Raw genomic sequence first — 20887 nt, forward strand, 5'->3', positions numbered from 1 at the left:
GCAGACAAGCAGGCAAGCAGGTCATCCACAACAAAACGACGACAGGTCTGGAGACGACATGAAACGAATCGCGCTAACCGCGCTCTACTGCTCAGGAATCCTCTGTTACTCGGGTGCTTTCGCTCAAACATCGGTGACGCTGTACGGCGTTGCCGACGCGGGCCTCGACTACGTGAGCCAGGTGCAGACCGGCCACGGCACCACCGCGTCGCGGCTGCGCGCGCAAAGCAGCGACTGGGGCGCGAGCCGGTTCGGGCTGCTCGGCCAGGAAGACATCGGCGGCGGTTATCGCGTGATCTTCAACCTCGAATCGGGCATCAACCTGATGTCGGGCACCGCGGGCGACGGCAACAACCGCCTGTTCAGCCGCAAGGCGCTCGTCGGCGTGCGCGCCGACCGGCTCGGCACGCTGACGTTCGGCCGCAACCTGTTCGTCGCGAACGACCAGTGGGACATGGATCCGCTGCTGCAGCAGGCCTATTCCGCGACCGCGCTGGTGCGCAGCCGCAACGTGCCGATCACCAGCAACAACATCGAATACCGGTCGCCGTCATGGAACGGTTTCAGCGTGCACGCGCAGTACGCGCTCGGCAACCAGGCCGGCGGCTTCAATCTCGGCGCGGCGAACGAGTATGGCCGCAGCGACGGCATTCAGCTCACGTACCGCAACGACTTCGTGATGCTGCGTGCGATGTACGACGAGCTGCGCGACGCGAACGGCCGGATGAGCAACGTGTTCACGAGCTCGCGTGAAGTCTTCGCCGGTGCGAACCTCTATTGGCGCGCGCTGACGCTGCAGGCCGCGTACACGCACCTGAACGCGCCCGACACGCCCGCCGGCCTCGCGCGCAATGCGGATCACTACTGGATCGGCGCGCAGTATCGCGTGACGCCCGCGCTGTCGCTCGGCGGCGCCGCGTACTACGTGCACGTCGGCTCGGGCGCGGGCGACGCGACGCACGATCCGTCCGGCCACGCGTCGATGTTCGCGCTCGGCGGCGCGTACAGCCTGTCGAAACGCACGCTGCTCTACGCGACGGCCGCGCACGTGCGCAACGCGAGCGGCTCGAATTTCTCGGTCGCGAACAACAACCCGGGCACGGACAACGACAACCTCGCGAATCCGCTGCCGGGCCGTTCGCAGACCGGCGTGAACGTCGGCATCAATCATTCGTTTTGACGGCCGACGCGGGGCACGGCCAATACATGCCGCGCCCCGTCGGAACACAACTGACTCACCAGGAGAACACCATGATCGAATTCGCTTTGTTCGGTGCGGGAAGAATCGGGAAGATCCACGCGGCGAATCTGGCGCGCCACCCGGGCGCGAAACTCAAGTACGTGATCGACCGGCATGCGCCGTCGGCCGAAGCGCTCGCGCAGGCGCACGGCGCGCGAGTCGCCGACATCGAACGCGCGCTCGGCGACGCGTCCGTGCAGGCCGTCGTGATCGCATCGAGCACCGATACGCACGCGGACCTGATCGTCGCGGCGGCGAACGCGGGCAAGGCCGTGTTCTGCGAGAAACCGGTCGACCTGACCGTCGCCCGCTCGCGCGAATGCGTGGAGGTCGTACGCCGCCGCGGCGTCACCTGCATGATCGGCTTCCAGCGCCGCTTCGATCCGACCTTCGCCGCGCTGAAGGCGCGCGTCGAGCGCGGCGAGATCGGCACCCCGGAAATGCTGGTCGTCACGAGCCGCGACCCCGGTGCACCGCCCGTCGACTACATCCGCAGCTCGGGCGGCATCTTCAAGGACATGCTGATCCACGACTTCGACGTGTTCCGCTGGATCCTCGGCGACGAAGCGCAGACGCTGCACGCGACCGGCAGCTGCCTGACCGACCCGGCCGTGCGCGACGCCGGCGACCTCGATTCGACCGCCGTGACGATCCGCACCCGGCGCGGCTTGCTGTGCCAGATCAACACGTCGCGCCGCGCGGCTTACGGCTACGACCAGCGCTTCGAACTGCTCGGCAGCAACGGGATGCTGCAGGCCGGCAACGTGCGGCCGACCGAAGTGACCGCATGGTCGGCGAACGGTATCGTCACGGAGGTGCCGGAGCCGTTCTTCCTCGAGCGCTACCGGCACGCGTACGCGGCGGAGATCGCGCACTTCGTCGATGCGCTGCGCGACGGCTCGCCGGTCAGGACGACGATCGACGACGGGCTCGCCGCGCTCGAGCTGGCGGAGGCCGCGATGACGTCGTGGCAGACCGGGCGCGTGGTCGAGGTGTGACGCGCGCAACGGCGGCCGGCGCTGGCGCCGGCGCGCCACCGCCGTGCCGCAAGACCGGGCCGGATCCGATACGCCGGATCGGCCCGGCCGCGGAAGCGGCGCGCCGAACGGTGCGCGGGGCAGCCGCGAAAGCACGTATCATGGCGGCATGATCGGCGTCGCCGACGCCCCGCTTCTTCATCATCATGCTCGATCACCTTATCTGCGACTGCGACGGCGTGCTCGTCGACAGCGAAGTCATTGCCGACCGCGTGCTGTTCGAAACGCTGTCCGCCACCTTCCCGCACCTCGATTTCGAAGACGCCGCGAAATCCGCCTTCGGCCAGCAGACGTCGCGCTTTCTCGCCGGGCTCGAAGCGCGTTTCGGGATCCGGATGCCCGACAACTTCATCGACACCGTCGAACACAACATCGAAACCGGTCTCGCGCAATCGCTCGCGCCGATCACCGGCGTGCGCGACGCGTTGCTGAAGGTCGGCCTGCCGGCCGCGGTGGTGTCGAACAGCCGGCTCGCGCGCGTGCGCAGCTCGCTGAAGCGCGCGTCGCTCACCGAAATCTTCGGCGATCGCGTGTTCAGCTCCGAGCAGGTCGCGCGACCGAAGCCCTACCCCGACGTGTACTTGCATGCGGCGCAAACGCTCGGCGTTGCGCCGGCGCGCTGCATCGTCGTCGAGGACAGCGTATCGGGCCTGAACGCCGCACGCGCGGCGGGCATGAAGACGATCGCGTTCGTCGGCGCAAGCCACATCCCCGACAACTACGCGGACGCGCTGCGCGCGATGGGCATCACGCGGATCATGCGGAACATGGACGAACTGCCGGCGCTCGTCGCGGCCGGCCTGCGCGGCGAATTCGGCGACGTGCAGTCCTGACGGACGGCTGCGCCGGCTCGGCCTGACCGGCGTGCGACGCGATGCGCACGCCGTACCGCGGGCGCATCGGCGCGCCCGCTACGCCGGCCGTCAGGCCGGCTCGCAACAGCGCTCGCGCGCGGCCGCCAGCGCCTCGCGGAATTCGACGAGTTCCGCGATCGTCAGCATCGGCAATCCGTGCTGCCGCGCGAAACGCTCGACGTCGTCGCCGCGCGTCATGGTGCCGTCCGGATTCATCAGTTCGCACAGCACGCCCGCCGGCTTCAGGCCCGCGAGGATCGACAGGTCGACCGTCCCTTCGGTGTGACCGCGCCGCGCCAGCACGCCGCCCGGTTGCGCACGCAACGGAAACACGTGGCCGGGACGCACGATGTCGTACGGCTTCGCATCGTCGGCGATCGCCGCGCGGATCGTCGTCACGCGGTCGGCCGCGGACACGCCGGTGTGCACGCCTTCGCGCGCCTCGATCGACACGGTGAACGCGGTGCCGTTGCGGCTCTCGTTGGTCTGCACCATCGGCGGCAGCTCGAGCGCGCGGACCTTGTCGTCGGTCAGGCACAGGCACACGATGCCGCTGCACTCGCGGATCAACAGCGCCATCGTCTCGGGCGTGATGCGCTCGGCGGCAACGATCAGGTCGGCCTCGTTTTCACGGTCGTGATCGTCCTGCAACACGACCGCGCGGCCCGCGCGCAACGCGTCGAGCGCGGCGGCGATGCGCGGCGGCACCGGTTCGGAATCCAGCAACGGGAGATCGGCAAAGGCGTCGGCGGGTGCCGACGAAACGGACATGAAGGACATGTGAAACGCTCCTCGCAATGAAGATTTGGGCGAAAAACGTTTCAGGGCATTGCAAACAGACAGAACGACAACCCGCTTCGCACGCATGGCAAAGCGGCCCTGACGGACATGACTATCTGCACATCTTCTCTCATCCGGACTATGACCGTCGGCTCTGGCATTCGACCAGATCTGCTGACCCCGCGCGGAGGCGCGGGCGCTCGCGGGCTCGCCGGCTTTCGCCAGCCTACCGCCGGTGGGGAATCTCACCCCGCCCTGAAGACGCACTGATTACCGGCCGGGGTCTACCCCGGGAGCGGCGGGCCAAGCATACATCAGCTGCGCGCGCCGCGCAGCGAACCACACCTAAAACCTTACTGACGACTCCGTCTAACGGCATCGTCCGAACGGCCGACCCCGGGCCTGCGCGCCCGTCCGCAATGGAACCGGCGCCGGGGCCCGGCGGCCCGCGCTCAGCCGGCCGCGTGCGCGGCGTCGGGCACGAGCCAGCGCGGCGGCACCTCGGGGCTCACCGTCACGCGGAACGCGCGCGCCTCGCTGTCGCCGGGATTGCGCAGGCTGTACGGCTGGTCGGCGTCGAACACGATCGCGTCGCCGGTCGCGAGCAACTGGCGGCGATCGTGCACGCTGACTTCGAGCGTGCCCTCGCTGACGACCAGGTTGACCGTCGTGCCGGGCGCGCGGCGCGTGCCGGGCTCCGTGTGCAGCGGCGCGATCCGCAGCTCGTGGAACTCGGCCGCGGCCGGTTCGCCTTCCGGATACAGCGCGCGCGCCGAGAAGCGGCCGTTCGAGCTGACGACGCGCGCCGCGCGCTCGGCCGCCAGGTGCTCGAAGCCGTTCACCGCGTGGCGGCGCAGGAATGCGGCGACCGATACCTTCAACGCCGCGGCGATCTTGCAGAGCACCTTGATCGACGGCACGCTGCGGGCGGATTCGATCTGCGCGAGCATCGCGCGCGACACGCCGGACAGCCGCGCGAGCGCATCGAGCGACAGTTGCCGCTCGGCGCGCAGGCGCGCGAGATTCACGCCGACGACCTGCTCGAGGACGTCGAGCGACGCGGACGTCCGCGCGTCGGCGGCATTGCCGGACTCGAAGGAAGACACGTCGCGCACCAGCGCCAGGGGTGAAGACATAGCATGGCCTCCGGGCCGCCGCGCGGCCCTGCGAATGGGGTAAGCCGGAACCGGAATCGGGTTGCGCCACGAACGGCGCGTATCGAGACGCTATCACCCGGCCCCGACCCGGCAAACGAAGTTATCTTCACACCGTTATCAGCATCGCGGAGGAATGCGTTTCTCGCGAACCTTTTCCTGTCGCCATAGCGCCGGCGCACCGCCGCTCGAGGCACCGCTCGATGCACCGCTCAATGCGCGGCCGGTGCCGCGCCGCGCGCCGGCGCGCGCGCATCGAGCCGCATCGCGAGCCACGTGACGACGAGCGCCGCGAACGTCACCGCGACGGCGACCCACGGCAGCGCGTCGAGCGCGAAGCCGTGTTCCAGCGCGAGCCCGCCGAGCCACGCGCCGCCCGCGTTGCCGACGTTGAACGCGCCGATGTTCAGCGTCGACGCGAGATGCGGCGCGCTCGCGGCCTTCTCGACGACGCGCGCCTGCAGCGGCGGCACCGTCGCGAACGCGGCGATCCCCCACACGAACACCGTGACCGCGGCCGCGACCGGCAGGTGGCTCGTCTTCGCGAACACGGCCATCACCGCCATCAGCGCGACCAGGATCGCGATCAGCGACGGCATCAGCGCGCGGTCGGCGAGCTTGCCGCCGAGCGTGTTGCCGACCGTCAGCCCCGCGCCGAACAGCACGAGGATCAGTGCGACCGCGCGCGGCGAATAGCCGGCGACGGTTTCGAGGATCGGTGCGATGTACGTGAACACGACGAACACGCCGCCGAAGCCGAGCACGGTCATCAGGAGCGCGAGCCAGACCTGCGGCTCCTTCAGCACGCGCACTTCGTGGCCGAGGCCGACGGGCCCGCTGTCGTGGCGATTCGGCACCAGCAGCGCGACGCCGCCGAGCGACAGCACGCCGAGCGCGGCGACGATCCAGAACGACGCGCGCCAGCCGAGCAGCTGGCCGACGAACGTGCCGAACGGCACGCCGAGCACGTTCGACAGCGTGAGGCTCGTGAACATCAGCGCGATCGCGCTCGCGCGCTTGTCGGCCGGCACGAGCGACGCGGCGACCACCGCGCCGATCCCGAAGAACGAGCCGTGCGCGAACGACGTGACGACGCGCGCGACCATCAGCATCGCGTAGCCGGACGCGGTCGCGCACAGCACGTTGCCGACGATGAAGATCGCCATCAGCAACTGCAGCGCCGCCTTGCGCGGCATGCGGCTCGTCAGCACCGCGAGCAGCGGCGCGCCGGCCGCGACGCCGAGCGCGTAGCCCGTGACCAGCAGGCCGGCCGACGGCAGCGACACGGCGAGGTCGTGCGCGACTTCGGGCAACAGGCCCATGATGATGAATTCGGTAGTGCCGATGGCGAAGGCGCTGATCGCGAGCGCCAGTAACGGAATGGGCATGACGTTCTCCGAAAAGGCGGCGGACGCGGCGCCCGGTCGGTGCCGCACCGCACAAAAGGCGGGATGTGCGCGCATTGTCCCGAATACGCCCATCTTTGATAATTGGCGTGGCATTTGAACCATTTTCAAAAGATTCTGGAAAATCCGATGGATCGACTGGGCGACATCCGGCTGTTCGTCGAGGCGGCGGAACTGGGCAGCCTGTCCGCGGCCGGGCGCAAGCTGAACCTCACGCCGGCCGCCGCGAGCGCGCGCCTCGCGAAACTCGAGGCGAAGGTCGCGACGCGGCTGTTCGAGCGCTCGACGCGGCAGCTGCGGCTCACCGACGAAGGCCGGCTCTACCTGAACTGCTGCCGGCAGGCCCTGCAGGCGCTCGACGACGCGCACGCGCTGCTGCAGGAAGGCCGCAACGTGGTGGCCGGCAAGGTGCGGCTGTCGTCGACGTCCGATTTCGGCCGCAACCAGCTGCTCGACTGGCTCGACGAATTCACCACGCAGCATCCGGGCGTCACGTTCTCGCTGACGGCGTCCGATTCGTCGTCGAACCTGTGGCAGGACGAGATCGACCTCGCGATCCGCTTCGCCGCCCCGCCCGACGGCGCGCTGATCGCACGCCGGCTCGCCGCGAACCGGCGCGTGCTGTGCGCGGCGCCGTCGTTCGTCGCGCGCCACGGCGTGCCGGCCGATCCGCACGATCTGGCCCGCTTTCCATGCAACGTGATCACGATCGCGTCGGGCCCGATGAACACGTGGCGCTTCACGCGCGGCGACGAGGTACAGACCCACACGGTGCCGGTGTCGACCGCGTTCGAGACCAACGACGGCGGCCTCACCCGCGAATGGACGCTGCGCGGCCACGGCATCGCGCTGAAGTCGCTGTGGGACATCGCCGACGACGTGCGTGCCGGCCGGCTGCGCGTGCTGCTGCCCGACTGGCGGCACCAGGACGCGCCGCTGCACGCGATCTATCACGGCAAGCGCTACATGGCGCCGCGCGTGCGCGTGCTGCTCGACTTCCTCGCCGAACGCTTCGCGCGCGAGGAAGCGGCGCTCGACGACCTGCTGAACGCGTGCCGCTGACGGTCGCCACGCCGCCATATCGGGGTCGGAGTGCAACGAAAGGCGTCGCGCGGCTGCAACCCGCCGCCCGCCCGGGGCGGCGCGTAAAGCTATAATGGAAGGCTTGCCCGACGGCTTTTCACGCGTTCACGACAGGAACTCACGACAGGCTCGCCCGACGCGCGCAGCGCGCCCCGGTCCGCCACGCGGCACCGGCACGAGCCGCTGCATCGGCAGCAGCCGTCCCGATTCACCCTTGACGACGCCCCCAGGTCAACCACTGCGAACGGCGAATCCCCATGACCAAGAAAGTTTACGTAAAGACCTTCGGCTGCCAGATGAACGAGTACGACTCGGACAAGATGGTGGACGTGCTCAATGCGGCCGAAGGCCTCGAAAAGACCGATACCCCGGAAGACGCGGACATCATCCTGTTCAACACGTGCTCGGTGCGTGAGAAGGCGCAGGAAAAGGTGTTCTCCGACCTCGGCCGCGTGCGCGAGCTGAAGGAAGCGAAGCCGGGCCTGCTGATCGGCGTCGGCGGCTGCGTCGCCAGCCAGGAAGGCGCGTCGATCGTGTCGCGCGCCCCGTACGTCGACCTCGTGTTCGGCCCGCAAACCTTGCACCGCCTGCCGCAGATGATCGACGCGCGCCGCGAGAGCGGCCGCGCGCAGGTCGACATCACGTTCCCCGAGATCGAGAAGTTCGACCACCTGCCGCCCGCGCGCGTCGAGGGGCCGAGCGCGTTCGTGTCGATCATGGAAGGCTGCTCGAAGTACTGCAGCTACTGCGTCGTGCCGTACACGCGCGGCGATGAAGTGTCGCGCCCGCTCGACGACGTGCTGACCGAAGTGGCCGGCCTCGCCGACCAGGGCGTGCGCGAAGTCACGCTGCTCGGCCAGAACGTGAACGCCTATCGTGGCAAATTCGGCGGCGCGCTGGCGGCCGGTTCGAGCGACATCGCCGATTTCGCGACGCTGATCGAATACGTCGCCGACATCCCCGGCATCGAGCGGATCCGCTACACGACGTCGCACCCGAAGGAATTCACGCAGCGCCTGATCGACACCTACGCGAAGGTGCCGAAGCTCGTGAGCCACCTGCACCTGCCGGTCCAGCACGGCTCCGACCGCATCCTGATGGCGATGAAGCGCGGCTACACCGTGCTCGAATACAAGTCGGTGATCCGCAAGCTGCGCGCGATCCGCCCCGACCTGTCGCTGTCGACCGACATGATCGTCGGCTTCCCCGGCGAGACCGAGGAAGACTTCGACAAGATGATGGCGCTCGTGCACGAGATGAGCTACGACACCAGCTTCTCGTTCATCTACAGCCCGCGCCCCGGCACGCCGGCCGCGAACCTGCACGACGACACGCCGCGCGAGGTCAAGCTCAAACGCCTGCAACATCTGCAGGCGACCATCGAGGAAAACGTCGCGCGCATCAGCCAGTCGATGGTCGGGAAGGTCGAGCGGATCCTCGTCGAGGGTCCGTCGCGCAAGGACCCGAACGAACTGGCGGGCCGCACCGAGAACAACCGGGTCGTGAATTTCCCGGCGCCGCTCGCGTCGCACCCGCGCCTGATCGGCCAGATGATCGACGTGAAGATCAACCATGCGTACCCGCACTCGCTGCGCGGCGAGCTGCTGCTCGTGAGCGACGACGCGAGCACGGCCACCCACTGACCGACTGACGCTCAACAGGAGCCCGACGCTACTTTGAAGACCGTCCAAGCACTGGAATTCAATGCGCCGCGCGAAGACAACGCGCGCCTCGCCAACCTCTGCGGCCCGCTCGACGAGAACCTGCGGCAGATCGAACAGGCGCTCGACGTCACGCTCGCGCGACGCGGCCACCGGATCACGATCCGCGGGCGCGGCGCGAAGCTCGCGCTCACGGCGCTCGAGAACTTCTACAACCGCGCGCGCGATCCGCTGTCGGTCGACGATATCCAGCTCGCGCTGGTCGAAGTGCGCCACACGTCCGGCAACGGCCGCCAGGACACGCTCGACGTGCGCTTTCGCGGCGACCCCGACCACCCGTTCGACGAGCCCGTCGTGCAGCTGGACGCGAACGAACCGGACGAAGAGCCCGGGCCGAAGCTCTACACGCGGCGCGCCGACCTGCGTGGCCGCACGCCCGCGCAGCGCGAATACCTGAAGCAGATCCTGCAGCACGACGTGACGTTCGGCATCGGGCCGGCCGGCACCGGCAAGACCTACCTCGCGGTCGCGTGCGCGGTCGACGCCCTGGAGCGCGACCAGGTCAAGCGGATCGTGCTGACGCGCCCGGCCGTCGAGGCCGGCGAGCGGCTCGGCTTCCTGCCGGGCGATCTCGCGCAGAAGGTCGACCCGTACCTGCGGCCGCTGTACGACGCGCTGTACGACCTGCTCGGCTTCGACAAGACCGCGAAGATGTTCGAGCGCCAGATGATCGAGATCGCGCCGCTCGCGTACATGCGCGGCCGCACGCTGAACCACGCGTTCATCATCCTCGACGAGGCGCAGAACACGACGCCCGAGCAAATGAAGATGTTCCTCACGCGAATCGGCTTCGGCTCGAAGGCCGTCGTCACCGGCGACACGAGCCAGGTCGACCTGCCGCGCGGGCACAAGAGCGGCCTCGTCGAGGCGCAGCAGGTGCTCGGCGGCGTGCGCGGCATCGCGCTCACGCGCTTCACGAGCGCGGACGTCGTGCGGCATCCGCTCGTCGCACGCATCGTCGAGGCATACGACGACTTCCACGCGCAGCACAAGGACGCGTAGGAAGCCGGCGGCGCCCGCGCGCCGCACCGGCCAACGGCCCGGCCCGCCCGACGGCGCGCCGGGCTTTTTTTCGCCCGCGTGCGGCCGGCTCGAATTCGGGAGCGATCGGCCGTTTGGTGTATCCTCAACGCGTTCCAATCGCCGCACCCGTCATGAAATCTTCCCGTTCTCGCAAGTCCGGTCGCGACCAGTCCGCCGCGCCCGATTCCCCCCGTCTTTCGCTGTTCGATGCGAAGGGCAAGGCCCGGACCGTCAACGCGCAAGGGCTCCGAATCGACTTCCCGGACGGCCGCAGCCTGATGTTCGACCTGTCGGGCAGCTCGGGCGAGGCGGCCGTCGCGATCGTCGCGCAGCACAACGATCCGGCGATGCGCGCGAAGCTCGCGCTGCAACCCGAGCACTACGACAGCGTGACGCTGCACGTGGGCGCCGAACCCGCACCGCGCGACGAGGAAATCGCGGAACTGGCGGAGGAACTGCGCGAGCTGGAGCTCGACCTGTCCGTGCAGTACGGCGACGAGATCACCGGCGACATCCGCAAGACGCTGCCCAAGCGCAAGCTGATCGCCGAATGGATCGAGCCGGCGCTGTTCGCGAGCGCCCAGCTCACCGTGCGCTTCGTCGGCGACGAAGAAGGCCGCACGCTGAACGCCGGCTACCGCCACAAGGACTACCCGACCAACGTGCTGACCTTCGCATACGACCCGGCGCCCGACGGCACCGTGATCGGCGACCTCGTGCTGTGCTGCCCGGTCGTCGAAAAGGAAGCGCACGAACAGGGCAAGCCGCTCGCGGCCCACTACGCGCACCTGCTGGTGCACGGCGCGCTGCACGCGCAGGGCTACGATCACGAGACGAGCGACGAGGACGCGGCCGAAATGGAAGCGCTCGAAGTCGACATCCTCGCGAAACTGGGCTTCCCGAACCCGTACCGGTAAAAGCCGTCCGCACCATGCACCACGCCGCGCTGCTGCCGCCCGCCTACCCGCCGTCGATCGGCGAGGGACGGCTGCTGACGGAAGACGAGCTCGCGGCATCGCTCGCGCACACGATGCGCGACTGGGACGGCCGGCAGGATCTCTGGCTGTTCGGCTATGGCTCGCTGATCTGGAACCCCGGGCTGCCGACCGTCGCCGCCGTGCGCGGCAAGGTGCACGGCTACCATCGCGGGCTCTACCTGTGGTCGCGCGTGAACCGCGGCACGCCCGAACGTCCGGGCCTCGTGCTCGCGCTCGATCGCGGCGGCTCGTGCTCGGGCATCGCGTTCCGGCTCGCGGGCCCGACCGCGCAGCCGCATCTCGAGACGTTGTGGAAACGCGAGATGCCGATGGGCTCGTACCGGCCCGCGTGGCTGCCGTGCTCGCTCGAGACCGGCGAACGCGTGAACGCGCTGGCATTCGTGATGCGCCGCGACGTACCCACTTACACGGGCAAGCTGACCGACCCCGTCGTCAAGGAAGTGTTCAGTTGTGCGGCCGGCCGCTATGGCACGACGCTCGACTACGTGAGCCGCACCGTGGACGCGCTGCGCGCGAGCGGCATCCCCGACCGCGCGCTGGAAGGGCTGCTCGCGCGATGCCGGTGACGCTCGACGGGCCGGCTTGCACCACCCCGGCCGCCACACCCGTGCATTCGAAGGAGAACCCGCGCCCATGAACCCGTCACGCAGATCGCGCGTCATGCTGGCCGCGCTGCTCGTCGCCACGAGCGTCGCGCTGTCCGGCTGCGGCCTCTTCGGCTGCGGCGGCGCCGCGACCAATGGCGCGGCCGCCGGTGGCTGTTCCGCCGGCATGCGCTTCTGAGGGTCAGAATGCCCGCCCGGCCGGCCCCGCACGCGGCGAAATGTCGCTGACGCCGACCGGCCGGCCGGTCGCCCGCGGCTTTTTTGCCACCGCTGCCCCGCCGCCCCTTTCTGAGATAGGATGGAGACGAAGGACGGCGCCGCGCCCGGCGCGGCCGTTCCCGAGCGGGGCGCGCGCGCGCCCGCCTGCCCCCGGCCGGACGGCCGGTGTGACACGGGCGCGCCATGCCCTTGGTGTATCCTTGCCTACTCCGTGACCGCGCGCTCCGGCATGACCCGGGCGCACCACCATGAACGATTCGTATCCCAGTCGTAAGCTCACCGACAAACCACAAGAAAAGCGCTCGCTGCTCGAGCGCCTGACCGACTTCATCTCGCCCGAGCCGGAATCCCGGACCGAGTTGCTGGAAATCCTCCAGGACGCCCACGAACGCAACCTGATCGACGCCGATTCGCTGTCGATGATCGAAGGCGTGTTCCAGGTGTCCGACCTGTGCGCCCGCGACATCATGGTGCCGCGCGCGCAGATGGACGCGATCAACATCGCCGACAAGCCTGAAGACTTCATCCCGTTCGTCCTCGAGAAGGCGCACTCGCGCTACCCCGTGTTCGAGGAGAACCGCGACAACGTGATCGGCGTGCTGCTCGCGAAAGACCTGCTGCGCTTCTATGCCGAAGAGGAATTCGACGTGCGCGGGATGCTGCGCCCCGCCGTGTTCATTCCCGAATCGAAGCGCCTGAACGTGCTGCTGCACGACTTCCGCGTGAACCGCAACCACCTCGCGATCGTCGTCGACGAATACGGCGGCGTCGCGGGCCTGATCACGATCGAGGACGTGCTCGAACAGATCGTCGGCGACATCGAGGACGAATACGACTTCGACGAGGAAGCCGGCAACATCATCTCGGGGCCGGACGGCCGCTACCGCGTGCGCGCGCTCACCGAGATCGAACAGTTCAACGAGACGTTCGGCACCGACTTCCCCGACGACGAGGTCGACACCATCGGCGGGCTGATCACCCATCATTTCGGCCGTGTGCCGCACCGCGGCGAGAAGCTGCAGCTCGGCAACCTCGTGTTCGAGATCCAGCGCGGCGATGCGCGCCAGGTCCACGTGCTGCTGGTGCGCCGCAACCCGCTCGCGAGCCGCCGCGCCGAAACCTCGCACGAGGACTGACCGTCTCGCGCCGGCCGCGTCTCCTTCAACCGCTCGCCCTCTTTCGCTTCACATGGACGATCCGATCCCGTCCCGCCCGGCTGGCGGTCTTTTCGCGCCGGCGCCCGGCCGCACGCTGCCGCGCTGGCACTATCCGGCCGCACTGCTCGCCGGCGCGGCCAATACGCTCAGCTTCGCACCGACCCCGCACGGCGGCTGGCTGCAGCTCGTCGTATTCGTCTGGTTTTTCGCGCAGCTGACGCGCACGTCGAGCTGGCGCGGTGCCGCGCTCACCGGCGGCGCGTTCGGCTTCGGCAATTTCATCAGCGGCATCTGGTGGCTCTACATCAGCATGCACGTGTACGGCGAGATGGCCGCGCCGCTCGCGGGCGGCGCGCTGGTGCTGTTCTCGCTGTACCTGTCGCTGTACCCGGCGTTCTCGGCCGGGCTCTGGTCGTTCTGCGCCGGCCATGCGTGGCATCGCCGCGAACCCGATCCGCGGCCGTTCTCGCCGACCTGGCACGGCGCGTTCGCGTTCGCGAGCGCATGGGCGCTCGGCGAATGGCTGCGCGGCACCGTGTTGACCGGCTTTCCGTGGCTCGCGAGCGGCTATGCGCAGGTCGACGGCCCGTTCGCGGGCGTCGCGCCGGTCGCCGGCGTGTACGGGATCGCCTGGGTGCTCGCGCTGTTCGCCGCGCTGGTCGTGCAGGCGCTCGTCGCCGCGCGCCGGTCGCCCGCCGATGCGCGCGGCGACGCCGGCAACGCGCGCGTGCGCATCGCGGCGCCGGCCGGCATCGCCGTCGCACTCGTCGCGGCCGGCATCGCGCTGTCGCAGGCCACGTGGACCGTGCCCGCCAACGCGCCGCTCACGGTGCGGCTGCTGCAGGGCAACGTGAAGCAGGACATCAAGTTCGAGCAGGAAGGCATCGACGCGGCGATCAAGATGTACACCCAGATGATCGTCGAGAAGCCGGCCGACCTGATCGTCACGCCCGAGACCGCGATCGCGGTGATGATCCAGGAGCTGCCCGAGCCGTTCGCCGTCGCGATCCGCAAGTTCAGCGACACGACGGGCTCGGCCGTGCTGTTCGGCGCGGTCGGCGCGTCGGTGACGCCGGAGGGCCGTTACGTCGACTACACGAACAGCCTGTACGGCGTGACGCCGCATTCGCGCGACATCTATCACTACGACAAGCACCATCTCGTGCCCTTCGGCGAATTCATCCCGTGGGGCTTCCGGTGGTTCGTCGACCTGATGAAGATGCCGCTCGGCGACTTCGCGCGCGGCGCGCCCGTGCAGAAGCCGTTCCTCGTGCACAACCAGCCGGTGATGGCGGACATCTGCTACGAGGACTTGTTCGGCGAGGAAATCGCCGCGACGATCCGCGACAACCCGCAGCCGCCCGGCGTGCTCGTCAATGTGACGAACCTCGCGTGGTTCGGCGACACGATCGCGCTCGACCAGCACCTGCAGATCGCACGGATGCGCGCGCTCGAAACGGGCCGGCCGATGCTGCGCTCGACCAACACCGGGATGACGGCCGCGATCGACGCGCACGGCCGCGTGCTCGGCCAGCTGAAGCCGTTCACGATCGGCTCGCTCGACGTGCGGATCGAAGGCACCAGCGGCTTCACGCCGTACGTGACGAGCGGCAACAACGTCGTGCTCGCGGTGTCGCTGGTGCTGCTCGCGTTCGGCTTCACGTTCGGGCCGGGCCTGCGCCGCCGCAACGGCGCGAAGGCCGACGACGACCGGAACGCCTGACGCATCGGGCGGCCGGCGCGCGTGGCGCGGCGGCCGCTGTTCCGGCGTGCGGACCGCCCCGCATGGTGCCGCTCCCCGCATGAGGCTTCGTCCGCACGACACGGCTGCCTGCCGGCGTACATGAAGCAATGACGCACGACGTCGCGCCGGTCAGCCGTTCAGCCGTTCAGCCGTTCAGCCGCTCACGCCGGCCGCTTCGCGTCCGCGGCCAGGCCGCGCAGATCCCGCCCGAGCGCCTCCATCACCGGCGCCCATGCGCCGAACGTCGGCTGCCGGTACAGCGTGGCGGTCGGATACCACGGGCTGTCGGTACGCTCGAGCAGCCACGGCCAGTGCGGATTCACGTCGAGCAGCACCCAGGTGCGTGCGCCGAGCGCGCCCGACAGGTGCGCGACCGACGTGCACACCGTGATCACCAGATCCAGCGCGCCGATGAACGCGGCCGTGTCGTCGAAACGCTTCAGTTCGGCGGTGCAGTCCTCGATCGCGAAACCGGCCGCACGCGCCGCGGCGACATCCGCGTCCGCGCCCGGCTGCAGCGAGTAAAACGCGACGCCATCGATGCCGCGAAACGCATCGGCGTAACGCTCGAGCCCGACGCGCCTGAACGGATTGCGCTGGTGCCCCGCGCTGCCCGTCCACACGAGCCCGACCTTCAGCCGGCCGTCGCCCGCGAGCCGCGCACGCCATGTGTCGCATGCGTGCGGATCGGCATGCAGGTACGGCACCGACGCACCGAGCGTCGACGTCTCCATCCCGAGCATCAACGGCAGGCCGAGCAGCGGCACTTCGTAGTCGAAGGCAGGCAGTTCGTCGACGCCGCCGCCCGCGCTGAACGCGTCCGCGTGTGCGCCGAGGCTGCGCTGCAGCAGCGTACCCACCTGCGGAAACGTGTTCCACGCGAGCCGGCCGCCCTCGCGGTGCACGCGCTCGGCGAGCGGCGCGACGAAGCGCGTGAACTGCAACACGTCGCCGAGCCCCTGCTCGCCCCAGACGAGCAGCGTCTTGCCCGCGAGCGGCTCGCCCTGCCAGCGCGGGCCGGGCAGCACCGGCCGGCGGCCGCGCAGCTCGCCGGCGCCGTCCCAGCGCGCCTCGTGGCCGCGCCAGCCGGCCGCATAGTCGCCGCGCACGAGCTGGATGATCGCGAGGTTGAAACGGAACGACGCGTCGTCGGGCGCCAGCTCGCACGCGCGCGCCGCGTAGCGCTCGGCGTCGTCCCAGCGCTGCGCCTCCTTCATCGTCATCGCGATGTTGTTCAGCGCGAGCGCATTGTCGGGCGCGATCTCCGCGAGCCGCGCCGCACACGCGAGCGCGCCGTCGAGGTCCTGCGTCGCGAGCCGCGCGACGACCAGGTTGATCCACGCCTGCACATCGCGCGGATCGGCCGCCACGGCCGCGTCGAGCAGCGCGATTTCTTCGTTGCGGTCGCCGCCCGACAGCCGCAGCGCGATCGCCAGGTTGTTGCGCAGCGACGGCCAGCCCGGATCGAGCGCATAGACGGCGCGGTACGGCGCGACGGCGTCCGCGTGACGGCCGAGCATCTGCAGCGCGTAGCCATGGTTGAAACCTGCACCGGCGCCCGGATGCACGCGCAGCGCGCATTCGGCCAGCGCGAGCGCGTCGGCCGTGCGCTGCCGCGCGACGAGCGCCACGGTGAGTTGCGCGAGCGCGGTCATGTCGACGGCGTGCAGATGGCCGGCGGCCGCGAGCCAGAGCGCGTGCGCGTCGTGCTCGCCGCGCGCGTGCGCGTCGGCGGCCTGCCCGAGCAGCGCAAGCAGCGGCGGCAGCAGGGGAATGAGGAGGTCGTTCGAATCGTCCATGCGGTCCGGAGTGGGCAATCGGTCGCGCGGCAGGCGTCGCGCGCACCGCGATACGCGCATCTTAACGCCCGCGCGAAGCGGCGCGGCACGCGCATCGCGAGGTCGCGCGAGCGAGCGCACCGCGCGCATCGGCGATGCCGCTCACAGGCTGCGCGCGGCGCGCCGGAACACCGCCGACGGCCCCTTCGTCCGCGTTCCGGCCGCATCCGGCCGCCGATCCGGTAAAATTGCACGTTTCAGCACACTAACAAGCCGCGCCGCCGCGCGAGCCGACCCTCCGGGCCCCGCCCGGAGCGCCGCCCGCAACGGAGCGCCAGCGCCACGAAGGCTCTTCATGCTTACGTTTCAGCAAATCATCCTGACGCTGCAGTCCTACTGGGACAAGCAGGGTTGCGCTCTGCTCCAGCCCATCGACATGGAAGTCGGCGCGGGCACGTCGCACGTCCACACGTTCCTGCGCGCGGTCGGCCCCGAGCCGTGGCGCGCCGCCTACGTGCAGCCGTCGCGCCGCCCGAAGGACGGCCGCTACGGCGAGAACCCGAACCGCCTGCAGCATTACTACCAGTACCAGGTCGTGCTCAAGCCGGCGCCGGAAAACATCCTCGACCTGTACCTCGGCTCGCTGGAAGCGCTCGGCTTCGACCTGCAGCAGAACGACGTGCGCTTCGTCGAGGACGACTGGGAGAACCCGACGCTCGGCGCGTGGGGCCTCGGCTGGGAAGTGTGGCTGAACGGGATGGAAGTCACGCAGTTCACGTATTTCCAGCAGGTCGGCGGCCTCGACTGCAAGCCCGTGCTCGGCGAGATCACCTACGGCCTCGAGCGCCTCGCGATGTACCTGCAGAAGGTCGAGAACGTGTACGACCTCGTCTGGACCGAGTGGGAAGAGCAGGGCCCGGACGGCCCCGAGCTGCGCCGCCTGTCGTACGGCGACGTCTACCACCAGAACGAGGTCGAGCAGTCGACCTACAACTTCGAGCACGCGAACGTCGACCTGCTGTTCACGTTCTTCAACAGCTACGAAGCCGAAGCGAAGAAGATGATCGACGCGCAGCTCGCACTGCCCGCGTACGAACTCGTGCTGAAGGCCGGCCACACGTTCAACCTGCTCGACGCGCGCGGCGCGATCTCGGTGACCGAGCGTGCGGCGTACATCGGCCGCATCCGCGCGCTGTCGCGTCTCGTCGCGCAGGCTTACTACGACTCGCGCGAGAAGCTCGGCTTCCCGATGCTCGGCAACCCGCCGGGCGTGCCGGGCCTCACCACCGACGCCCAGGACGCCGCCCAGCCGGCATGGGCGCCGCCGCTCAAGGTCGAACGCAAGATCGATCAGGACTGACGAGACGAGATTTATTCCAGACATGACGCACAATCATCCCGCCCCCCTGCTCGTCGAACTGCTGACCGAAGAGCTGCCGCCGAAGGCCCTCGCGCGCCTCGGCGACGCATTCGCCGAAGGTCTCGCGCAACGCCTCGCGGCGCGCGACCTCGTCGAAAGCGAACTCGTGTTCGAACGCTACGCCACGCCGCGCCGCCTTGCGGTCGTCGTGCAGAACGTGCGCGCCGTCGCGCCTGAAAAGCAGGTCCGCGAAAAGGTCCTGCCCGTGTCGGTCGCGCTCGACGCCGAAGGCAAGCCGACCGCCCCGCTCGCGAAAAAGCTCGCGGCGCTCGGCCATCCGAACCTGTCGATCGCCGATCTCGAGCGCGCGCAGGACGGCAAGGCCGAAGCGTTCTTCGTCAACTACTCGGCGGCCGGCGCGACGCTAGCCGACGGCCTGCAGGCCGCGCTCGACGAAACGCTCGAGAAGCTGCCGATCCCGAAGGTCATGACCTACCAGCGCCCGGACGGCTCCGACGTGAAGTTCGTGCGTCCGGTGCAACGCCTGACCGTGCTGCACGACGATCGCATCGTGCCCGTCACCGCGTTCGGCATCGACGCCGGCGACACCACGCTCGGCCACCGCTTCCTGTCCGACGGCCTCGTCGCGATCCAGCATGCGCGCGCGTATGCCGACACGCTGCGCGACAAGGGCCGCGTGATCGCGCACTTCGCCGATCGCCGCGAAACGATCCGCACGCAGCTGAACGAACACGCGAACGGCGACACGGTCGTGATGCCCGAATCGCTGCTCGACGAAGTGACGTCGCTGGTCGAATGGCCGGTCGTCTATCCGTGCCGCTTCGAGGACGAATTCCTGGAGGTTCCGCAGGAATGCCTGATCCTCACGATGCAGACGAACCAGAAGTACTTCGCGCTGACCGACGTCGGCGGCAAGCTGCGCTCGCGCTTCCTGATCGTGTCGAACATCGAGACCAAGACGCCGGGCGAGATCATCGAAGGCAACGAGCGCGTCGTGCGCCCGCGCCTCGCCGACGCGAAGTTCTTCTTCGAGCAGGACAAGAAGAAGCCGCTCGCCGACCGCGTGCCGCTGCTCGCGAACGTCGTCTATCACAACAAGCTCGGCTCGGCGCTCGCGCGCGTCGAGCGCCTCGAGGCGCTGGCCGGCGAGATCGCGCCCGCGATCGGCGCCGACGCCGCGCACGCGAAGCGCGCCGCGCGCCTCGCGAAGGCCGACCTGCTGACCGACATGGTCGGCGAGTTCCCGGAACTGCAGGGCACGATGGGCACGTACTACGCGCGCCACGACGGTGAACCCGACGACGTCGCGCTCGCCTGTGCCGAGCACTACCAGCCGCGCTTCTCCGGCGACGCGCTGCCGACCACGCCGGTGTCGACCGCCGTCGCGCTGGCCGACAAGCTCGAGACGATCGTCGGCATCTGGGGCATCGGCCTCGCGCCGACCGGTGAGAAGGATCCGTTCGCGCTGCGCCGTCACGCGCTCGGCGTGCTGCGCCTGCTGCTCGAGAAGCAGCTGCCGCTCGATCTCGTGTCGCTGCTGCGCACGGCCCATGCACGCTTCGAAGGCGTGCCGGGCGTCGCCGAATCGACCGACGCGATCTTCGCGTTCTTCATGGACCGCCTGCGCGGCCTGCTGCGCGAACGCGGCTTCTCGGCCGGCGAAGTCGACGCGGTGCTGAGCCTGAATCCGACGCGCGTCGACGATCTCGTCGCGCGCCTCGACGCGGTGCGCGAATTCACGCGCCTCGCGGAAGCCGAAGCGCTCGCGGCCGCGAACAAGCGGATCTCGAACATCCTGAAGAAATCGGAAGGCGGGGCGAACGGCACGGTGCAGCCGACGCTGCTCGTCGAGGCCGCCGAAAAGGCGCTGCACGAACAGCTCGCGGCCGTGACGCCGCACGTGCAGTCGCAGCTCGAGGCGCGTGCGTACACGGGCGCGCTGTCGGCGCTCGCCGCGCTGCGCGCGCCGGTCGACACGTTCTTCAACGACGTGATGGTCAACGCCGAGGATCCCGCGCTGCGCGCGAACCGTCTCGCGCTGCTGTTCGCGCTGCATCAGCAGATGAACTGCGTCGCCGACATCTCGAAGCTCGCCGCATAAGGGCCGAACGATGCCGACCAGCCCCAACCGCAAGCTCGTCGTCCTCGACCGGGACGGCGTGATCAACGTCGATTCGGACGCGTTCATCAAGACGCCCGACGAGTGGATCGCGCTGCCCGGCAGCCTCGAGGCGATCGCGCGACTCAACCACGCAGGCTATCGCGTGGTCGTCGCGACCAACCAGTCCGGCATCGGTCGCGGGCTGTTCGACATGGCCACGCTCAACGCGATGCACCTGAAGATGCATCGCGCGGCGGCCGCCGTCGGCGCGCGCATCGACGCGGTGTTCTTCTGCCCGCACACGTCGGAAGACCACTGCGACTGCCGCAAACCGAAACCCGGCATGATGCAGATGATCGCCGAGCGCTTCGAGGTCGATCCCGGTCACACGCCGGTCGTCGGCGATTCGCTGCGCGACCTGCAGGCCGGCGTCGCGGTCGGCTTCCGGCCGCACCTCGTGCTGACCGGCAAGGGCAAGAAGACGCTCGCCGCGGGCAATCTGCCGGACGGCACGAAGGTCCACGACGACCTGCGCGCGTTCGCGCTCGACTTCCTTTCACACGAACACGAGTGATGCGGCCGCCGCGCGCATCCTCCCTACTGCCA

18 protein-coding genes and 1 riboswitch are annotated in these 20887 nt (G+C 69.3%); of the genes, 14 read left to right on the forward strand and 4 right to left on the reverse strand.

The genetic code is table 11. The features are described 5' to 3' along the window. Positions 1-58 precede the first annotated feature (58 nt). From U5771_RS01520 to U5771_RS01530, 3 genes are all read left to right on the forward strand, one after another. The gene (locus U5771_RS01520; RefSeq protein ID WP_322022309.1) at positions 59-1180 is read left to right on the forward strand and encodes a porin; all 1122 of its coding nucleotides are present in this window, start codon (positions 59-61) and stop codon (positions 1178-1180) included. A gap of 71 nt (positions 1181-1251) precedes the next feature. Then, entirely contained in the window at positions 1252-2238 is a 987-nt protein-coding gene (gene iolG / locus U5771_RS01525; protein ID WP_322022310.1) for an inositol 2-dehydrogenase, read from the forward strand. A 185-nt stretch (positions 2239-2423) separates the two neighbouring features. Then, positions 2424-3110, forward strand: coding sequence for an HAD family hydrolase (locus tag U5771_RS01530; RefSeq protein WP_322022311.1), 687 nt, complete (start codon positions 2424-2426; stop codon positions 3108-3110). 90 nt (positions 3111-3200) lie between these two features. On the opposite strand, the gene ribB is transcribed toward U5771_RS01530, so the two are convergent. From ribB to U5771_RS01545, 3 genes are all read right to left on the reverse strand, one after another. Next, entirely contained in the window at positions 3201-3911 is a 711-nt protein-coding gene (gene ribB, locus U5771_RS01535) for a 3,4-dihydroxy-2-butanone-4-phosphate synthase (protein ID WP_059528114.1), read from the reverse strand. A gap of 118 nt (positions 3912-4029) precedes the next feature. Continuing rightward, positions 4030-4178: riboswitch (FMN riboswitch) on the reverse strand. A gap of 185 nt (positions 4179-4363) precedes the next feature. Next, a complete protein-coding gene (locus tag U5771_RS01540; protein ID WP_059465738.1) occupies positions 4364-5047 on the reverse strand; it encodes a helix-turn-helix domain-containing protein in 684 nt (227 codons plus the stop codon). 230 nt (positions 5048-5277) lie between these two features. Continuing rightward, positions 5278-6453 carry an MFS transporter gene (locus U5771_RS01545; RefSeq protein ID WP_322022312.1) on the reverse strand — a complete coding sequence of 392 codons (1176 nt, stop codon included), beginning with the start codon at positions 6451-6453 and terminating at the stop codon, positions 5278-5280. 147 nt (positions 6454-6600) lie between these two features. On the opposite strand from U5771_RS01545, the gene U5771_RS01550 reads away from it, so the two are divergent. The 8 genes from U5771_RS01550 (at position 6601) to lnt (ending at position 15000) form a co-directional block, all read left to right on the forward strand. Continuing rightward, on the forward strand, positions 6601-7533 hold the full coding sequence (locus U5771_RS01550; protein ID WP_322022313.1) for a LysR family transcriptional regulator: 933 nt from the start codon (positions 6601-6603) through the stop codon (positions 7531-7533). Between the two features lie 278 nt (positions 7534-7811). Next, entirely contained in the window at positions 7812-9197 is a 1386-nt protein-coding gene (gene miaB, locus U5771_RS01555) for a tRNA (N6-isopentenyl adenosine(37)-C2)-methylthiotransferase MiaB (protein ID WP_322022314.1), read from the forward strand. 33 nt (positions 9198-9230) lie between these two features. Further along, positions 9231-10277 carry a PhoH family protein gene (locus U5771_RS01560; protein WP_322022315.1) on the forward strand — a complete coding sequence of 349 codons (1047 nt, stop codon included), beginning with the start codon at positions 9231-9233 and terminating at the stop codon, positions 10275-10277. Positions 10278-10429: 152 nt separating this feature from the next. Further along, positions 10430-11215 (forward strand): rRNA maturation RNase YbeY, encoded by a 786-nt coding sequence (ybeY, locus tag U5771_RS01565; RefSeq protein WP_322022316.1) that lies wholly within the window; start codon positions 10430-10432, stop codon positions 11213-11215. A 14-nt stretch (positions 11216-11229) separates the two neighbouring features. After that, positions 11230-11862 (forward strand): gamma-glutamylcyclotransferase, encoded by a 633-nt coding sequence (locus tag U5771_RS01570; protein WP_322022317.1) that lies wholly within the window; start codon positions 11230-11232, stop codon positions 11860-11862. Between the two features lie 94 nt (positions 11863-11956). After that, the gene (locus U5771_RS01575) at positions 11957-12079 is read left to right on the forward strand and encodes a hypothetical protein (protein ID WP_322022406.1); all 123 of its coding nucleotides are present in this window, start codon (positions 11957-11959) and stop codon (positions 12077-12079) included. Positions 12080-12368: 289 nt separating this feature from the next. Further along, positions 12369-13256, forward strand: coding sequence for an HlyC/CorC family transporter (locus U5771_RS01580; protein WP_322022318.1), 888 nt, complete (start codon positions 12369-12371; stop codon positions 13254-13256). A 52-nt stretch (positions 13257-13308) separates the two neighbouring features. Further along, the gene (gene lnt, locus U5771_RS01585) at positions 13309-15000 is read left to right on the forward strand and encodes an apolipoprotein N-acyltransferase (RefSeq protein ID WP_322022319.1); all 1692 of its coding nucleotides are present in this window, start codon (positions 13309-13311) and stop codon (positions 14998-15000) included. Between the two features lie 182 nt (positions 15001-15182). Here the strand turns inward: lnt and U5771_RS01590 are convergent, their stop codons facing one another. Then, positions 15183-16820, reverse strand: coding sequence for a tetratricopeptide repeat protein (locus U5771_RS01590; RefSeq protein WP_322022320.1), 1638 nt, complete (start codon positions 16818-16820; stop codon positions 15183-15185). A gap of 334 nt (positions 16821-17154) precedes the next feature. On the opposite strand from U5771_RS01590, the gene glyQ reads away from it, so the two are divergent. Genes glyQ through gmhB form a run of 3 tightly spaced genes read left to right on the forward strand, consistent with a single transcriptional unit; the run spans position 17155 to position 20855 of the window. After that, complete coding sequence (gene glyQ, locus U5771_RS01595; protein WP_322022321.1) at positions 17155-18159, forward strand: glycine--tRNA ligase subunit alpha; 1005 nt, start codon at positions 17155-17157, stop codon at positions 18157-18159. 22 nt (positions 18160-18181) lie between these two features. Then, a complete protein-coding gene (gene glyS, locus U5771_RS01600) occupies positions 18182-20281 on the forward strand; it encodes a glycine--tRNA ligase subunit beta (protein WP_322022322.1) in 2100 nt (699 codons plus the stop codon). Between the two features lie 10 nt (positions 20282-20291). Further along, complete coding sequence (gene gmhB, locus U5771_RS01605) at positions 20292-20855, forward strand: D-glycero-beta-D-manno-heptose 1,7-bisphosphate 7-phosphatase (protein ID WP_322022323.1); 564 nt, start codon at positions 20292-20294, stop codon at positions 20853-20855. The last annotated feature ends 32 nt before the right edge of the window (positions 20856-20887 follow it).

Origin of the sequence: Burkholderia sp. BCC1977 (assembly GCF_905339595.1) — a bacterium.
Taxonomy (GTDB): Bacteria; Pseudomonadota; Gammaproteobacteria; order Burkholderiales; family Burkholderiaceae; genus Burkholderia.

What these genes read in the sequence shown, in the direction of transcription:
- U5771_RS01520 (WP_322022309.1), top strand. Translation starts at nt 59, where the DNA reads ATGAAACGAATCGCGCTAACCGCGCTCTACTGCTCAGGAATCCTCTGT.
- iolG (WP_322022310.1), top strand. Translation starts at nt 1,252, where the DNA reads ATGATCGAATTCGCTTTGTTCGGTGCGGGAAGAATCGGGAAGATCCAC.
- U5771_RS01530 (WP_322022311.1), top strand. Translation starts at nt 2,424, where the DNA reads ATGCTCGATCACCTTATCTGCGACTGCGACGGCGTGCTCGTCGACAGC.
- ribB (WP_059528114.1), bottom strand. Translation starts at nt 3,911, where the DNA reads ATGTCCTTCATGTCCGTTTCGTCGGCACCCGCCGACGCCTTTGCCGAT.
- U5771_RS01540 (WP_059465738.1), bottom strand. Translation starts at nt 5,047, where the DNA reads ATGTCTTCACCCCTGGCGCTGGTGCGCGACGTGTCTTCCTTCGAGTCC.
- U5771_RS01545 (WP_322022312.1), bottom strand. Translation starts at nt 6,453, where the DNA reads ATGCCCATTCCGTTACTGGCGCTCGCGATCAGCGCCTTCGCCATCGGC.
- U5771_RS01550 (WP_322022313.1), top strand. Translation starts at nt 6,601, where the DNA reads ATGGATCGACTGGGCGACATCCGGCTGTTCGTCGAGGCGGCGGAACTG.
- miaB (WP_322022314.1), top strand. Translation starts at nt 7,812, where the DNA reads ATGACCAAGAAAGTTTACGTAAAGACCTTCGGCTGCCAGATGAACGAG.
- ybeY (WP_322022316.1), top strand. Translation starts at nt 10,430, where the DNA reads ATGAAATCTTCCCGTTCTCGCAAGTCCGGTCGCGACCAGTCCGCCGCG.
- U5771_RS01570 (WP_322022317.1), top strand. Translation starts at nt 11,230, where the DNA reads ATGCACCACGCCGCGCTGCTGCCGCCCGCCTACCCGCCGTCGATCGGC.
- U5771_RS01575 (WP_322022406.1), top strand. Translation starts at nt 11,957, where the DNA reads ATGCTGGCCGCGCTGCTCGTCGCCACGAGCGTCGCGCTGTCCGGCTGC.
- U5771_RS01580 (WP_322022318.1), top strand. Translation starts at nt 12,369, where the DNA reads ATGAACGATTCGTATCCCAGTCGTAAGCTCACCGACAAACCACAAGAA.
- lnt (WP_322022319.1), top strand. Translation starts at nt 13,309, where the DNA reads ATGGACGATCCGATCCCGTCCCGCCCGGCTGGCGGTCTTTTCGCGCCG.
- U5771_RS01590 (WP_322022320.1), bottom strand. Translation starts at nt 16,820, where the DNA reads ATGGACGATTCGAACGACCTCCTCATTCCCCTGCTGCCGCCGCTGCTT.
- glyQ (WP_322022321.1), top strand. Translation starts at nt 17,155, where the DNA reads ATGCTTACGTTTCAGCAAATCATCCTGACGCTGCAGTCCTACTGGGAC.
- glyS (WP_322022322.1), top strand. Translation starts at nt 18,182, where the DNA reads ATGACGCACAATCATCCCGCCCCCCTGCTCGTCGAACTGCTGACCGAA.
- gmhB (WP_322022323.1), top strand. Translation starts at nt 20,292, where the DNA reads ATGCCGACCAGCCCCAACCGCAAGCTCGTCGTCCTCGACCGGGACGGC.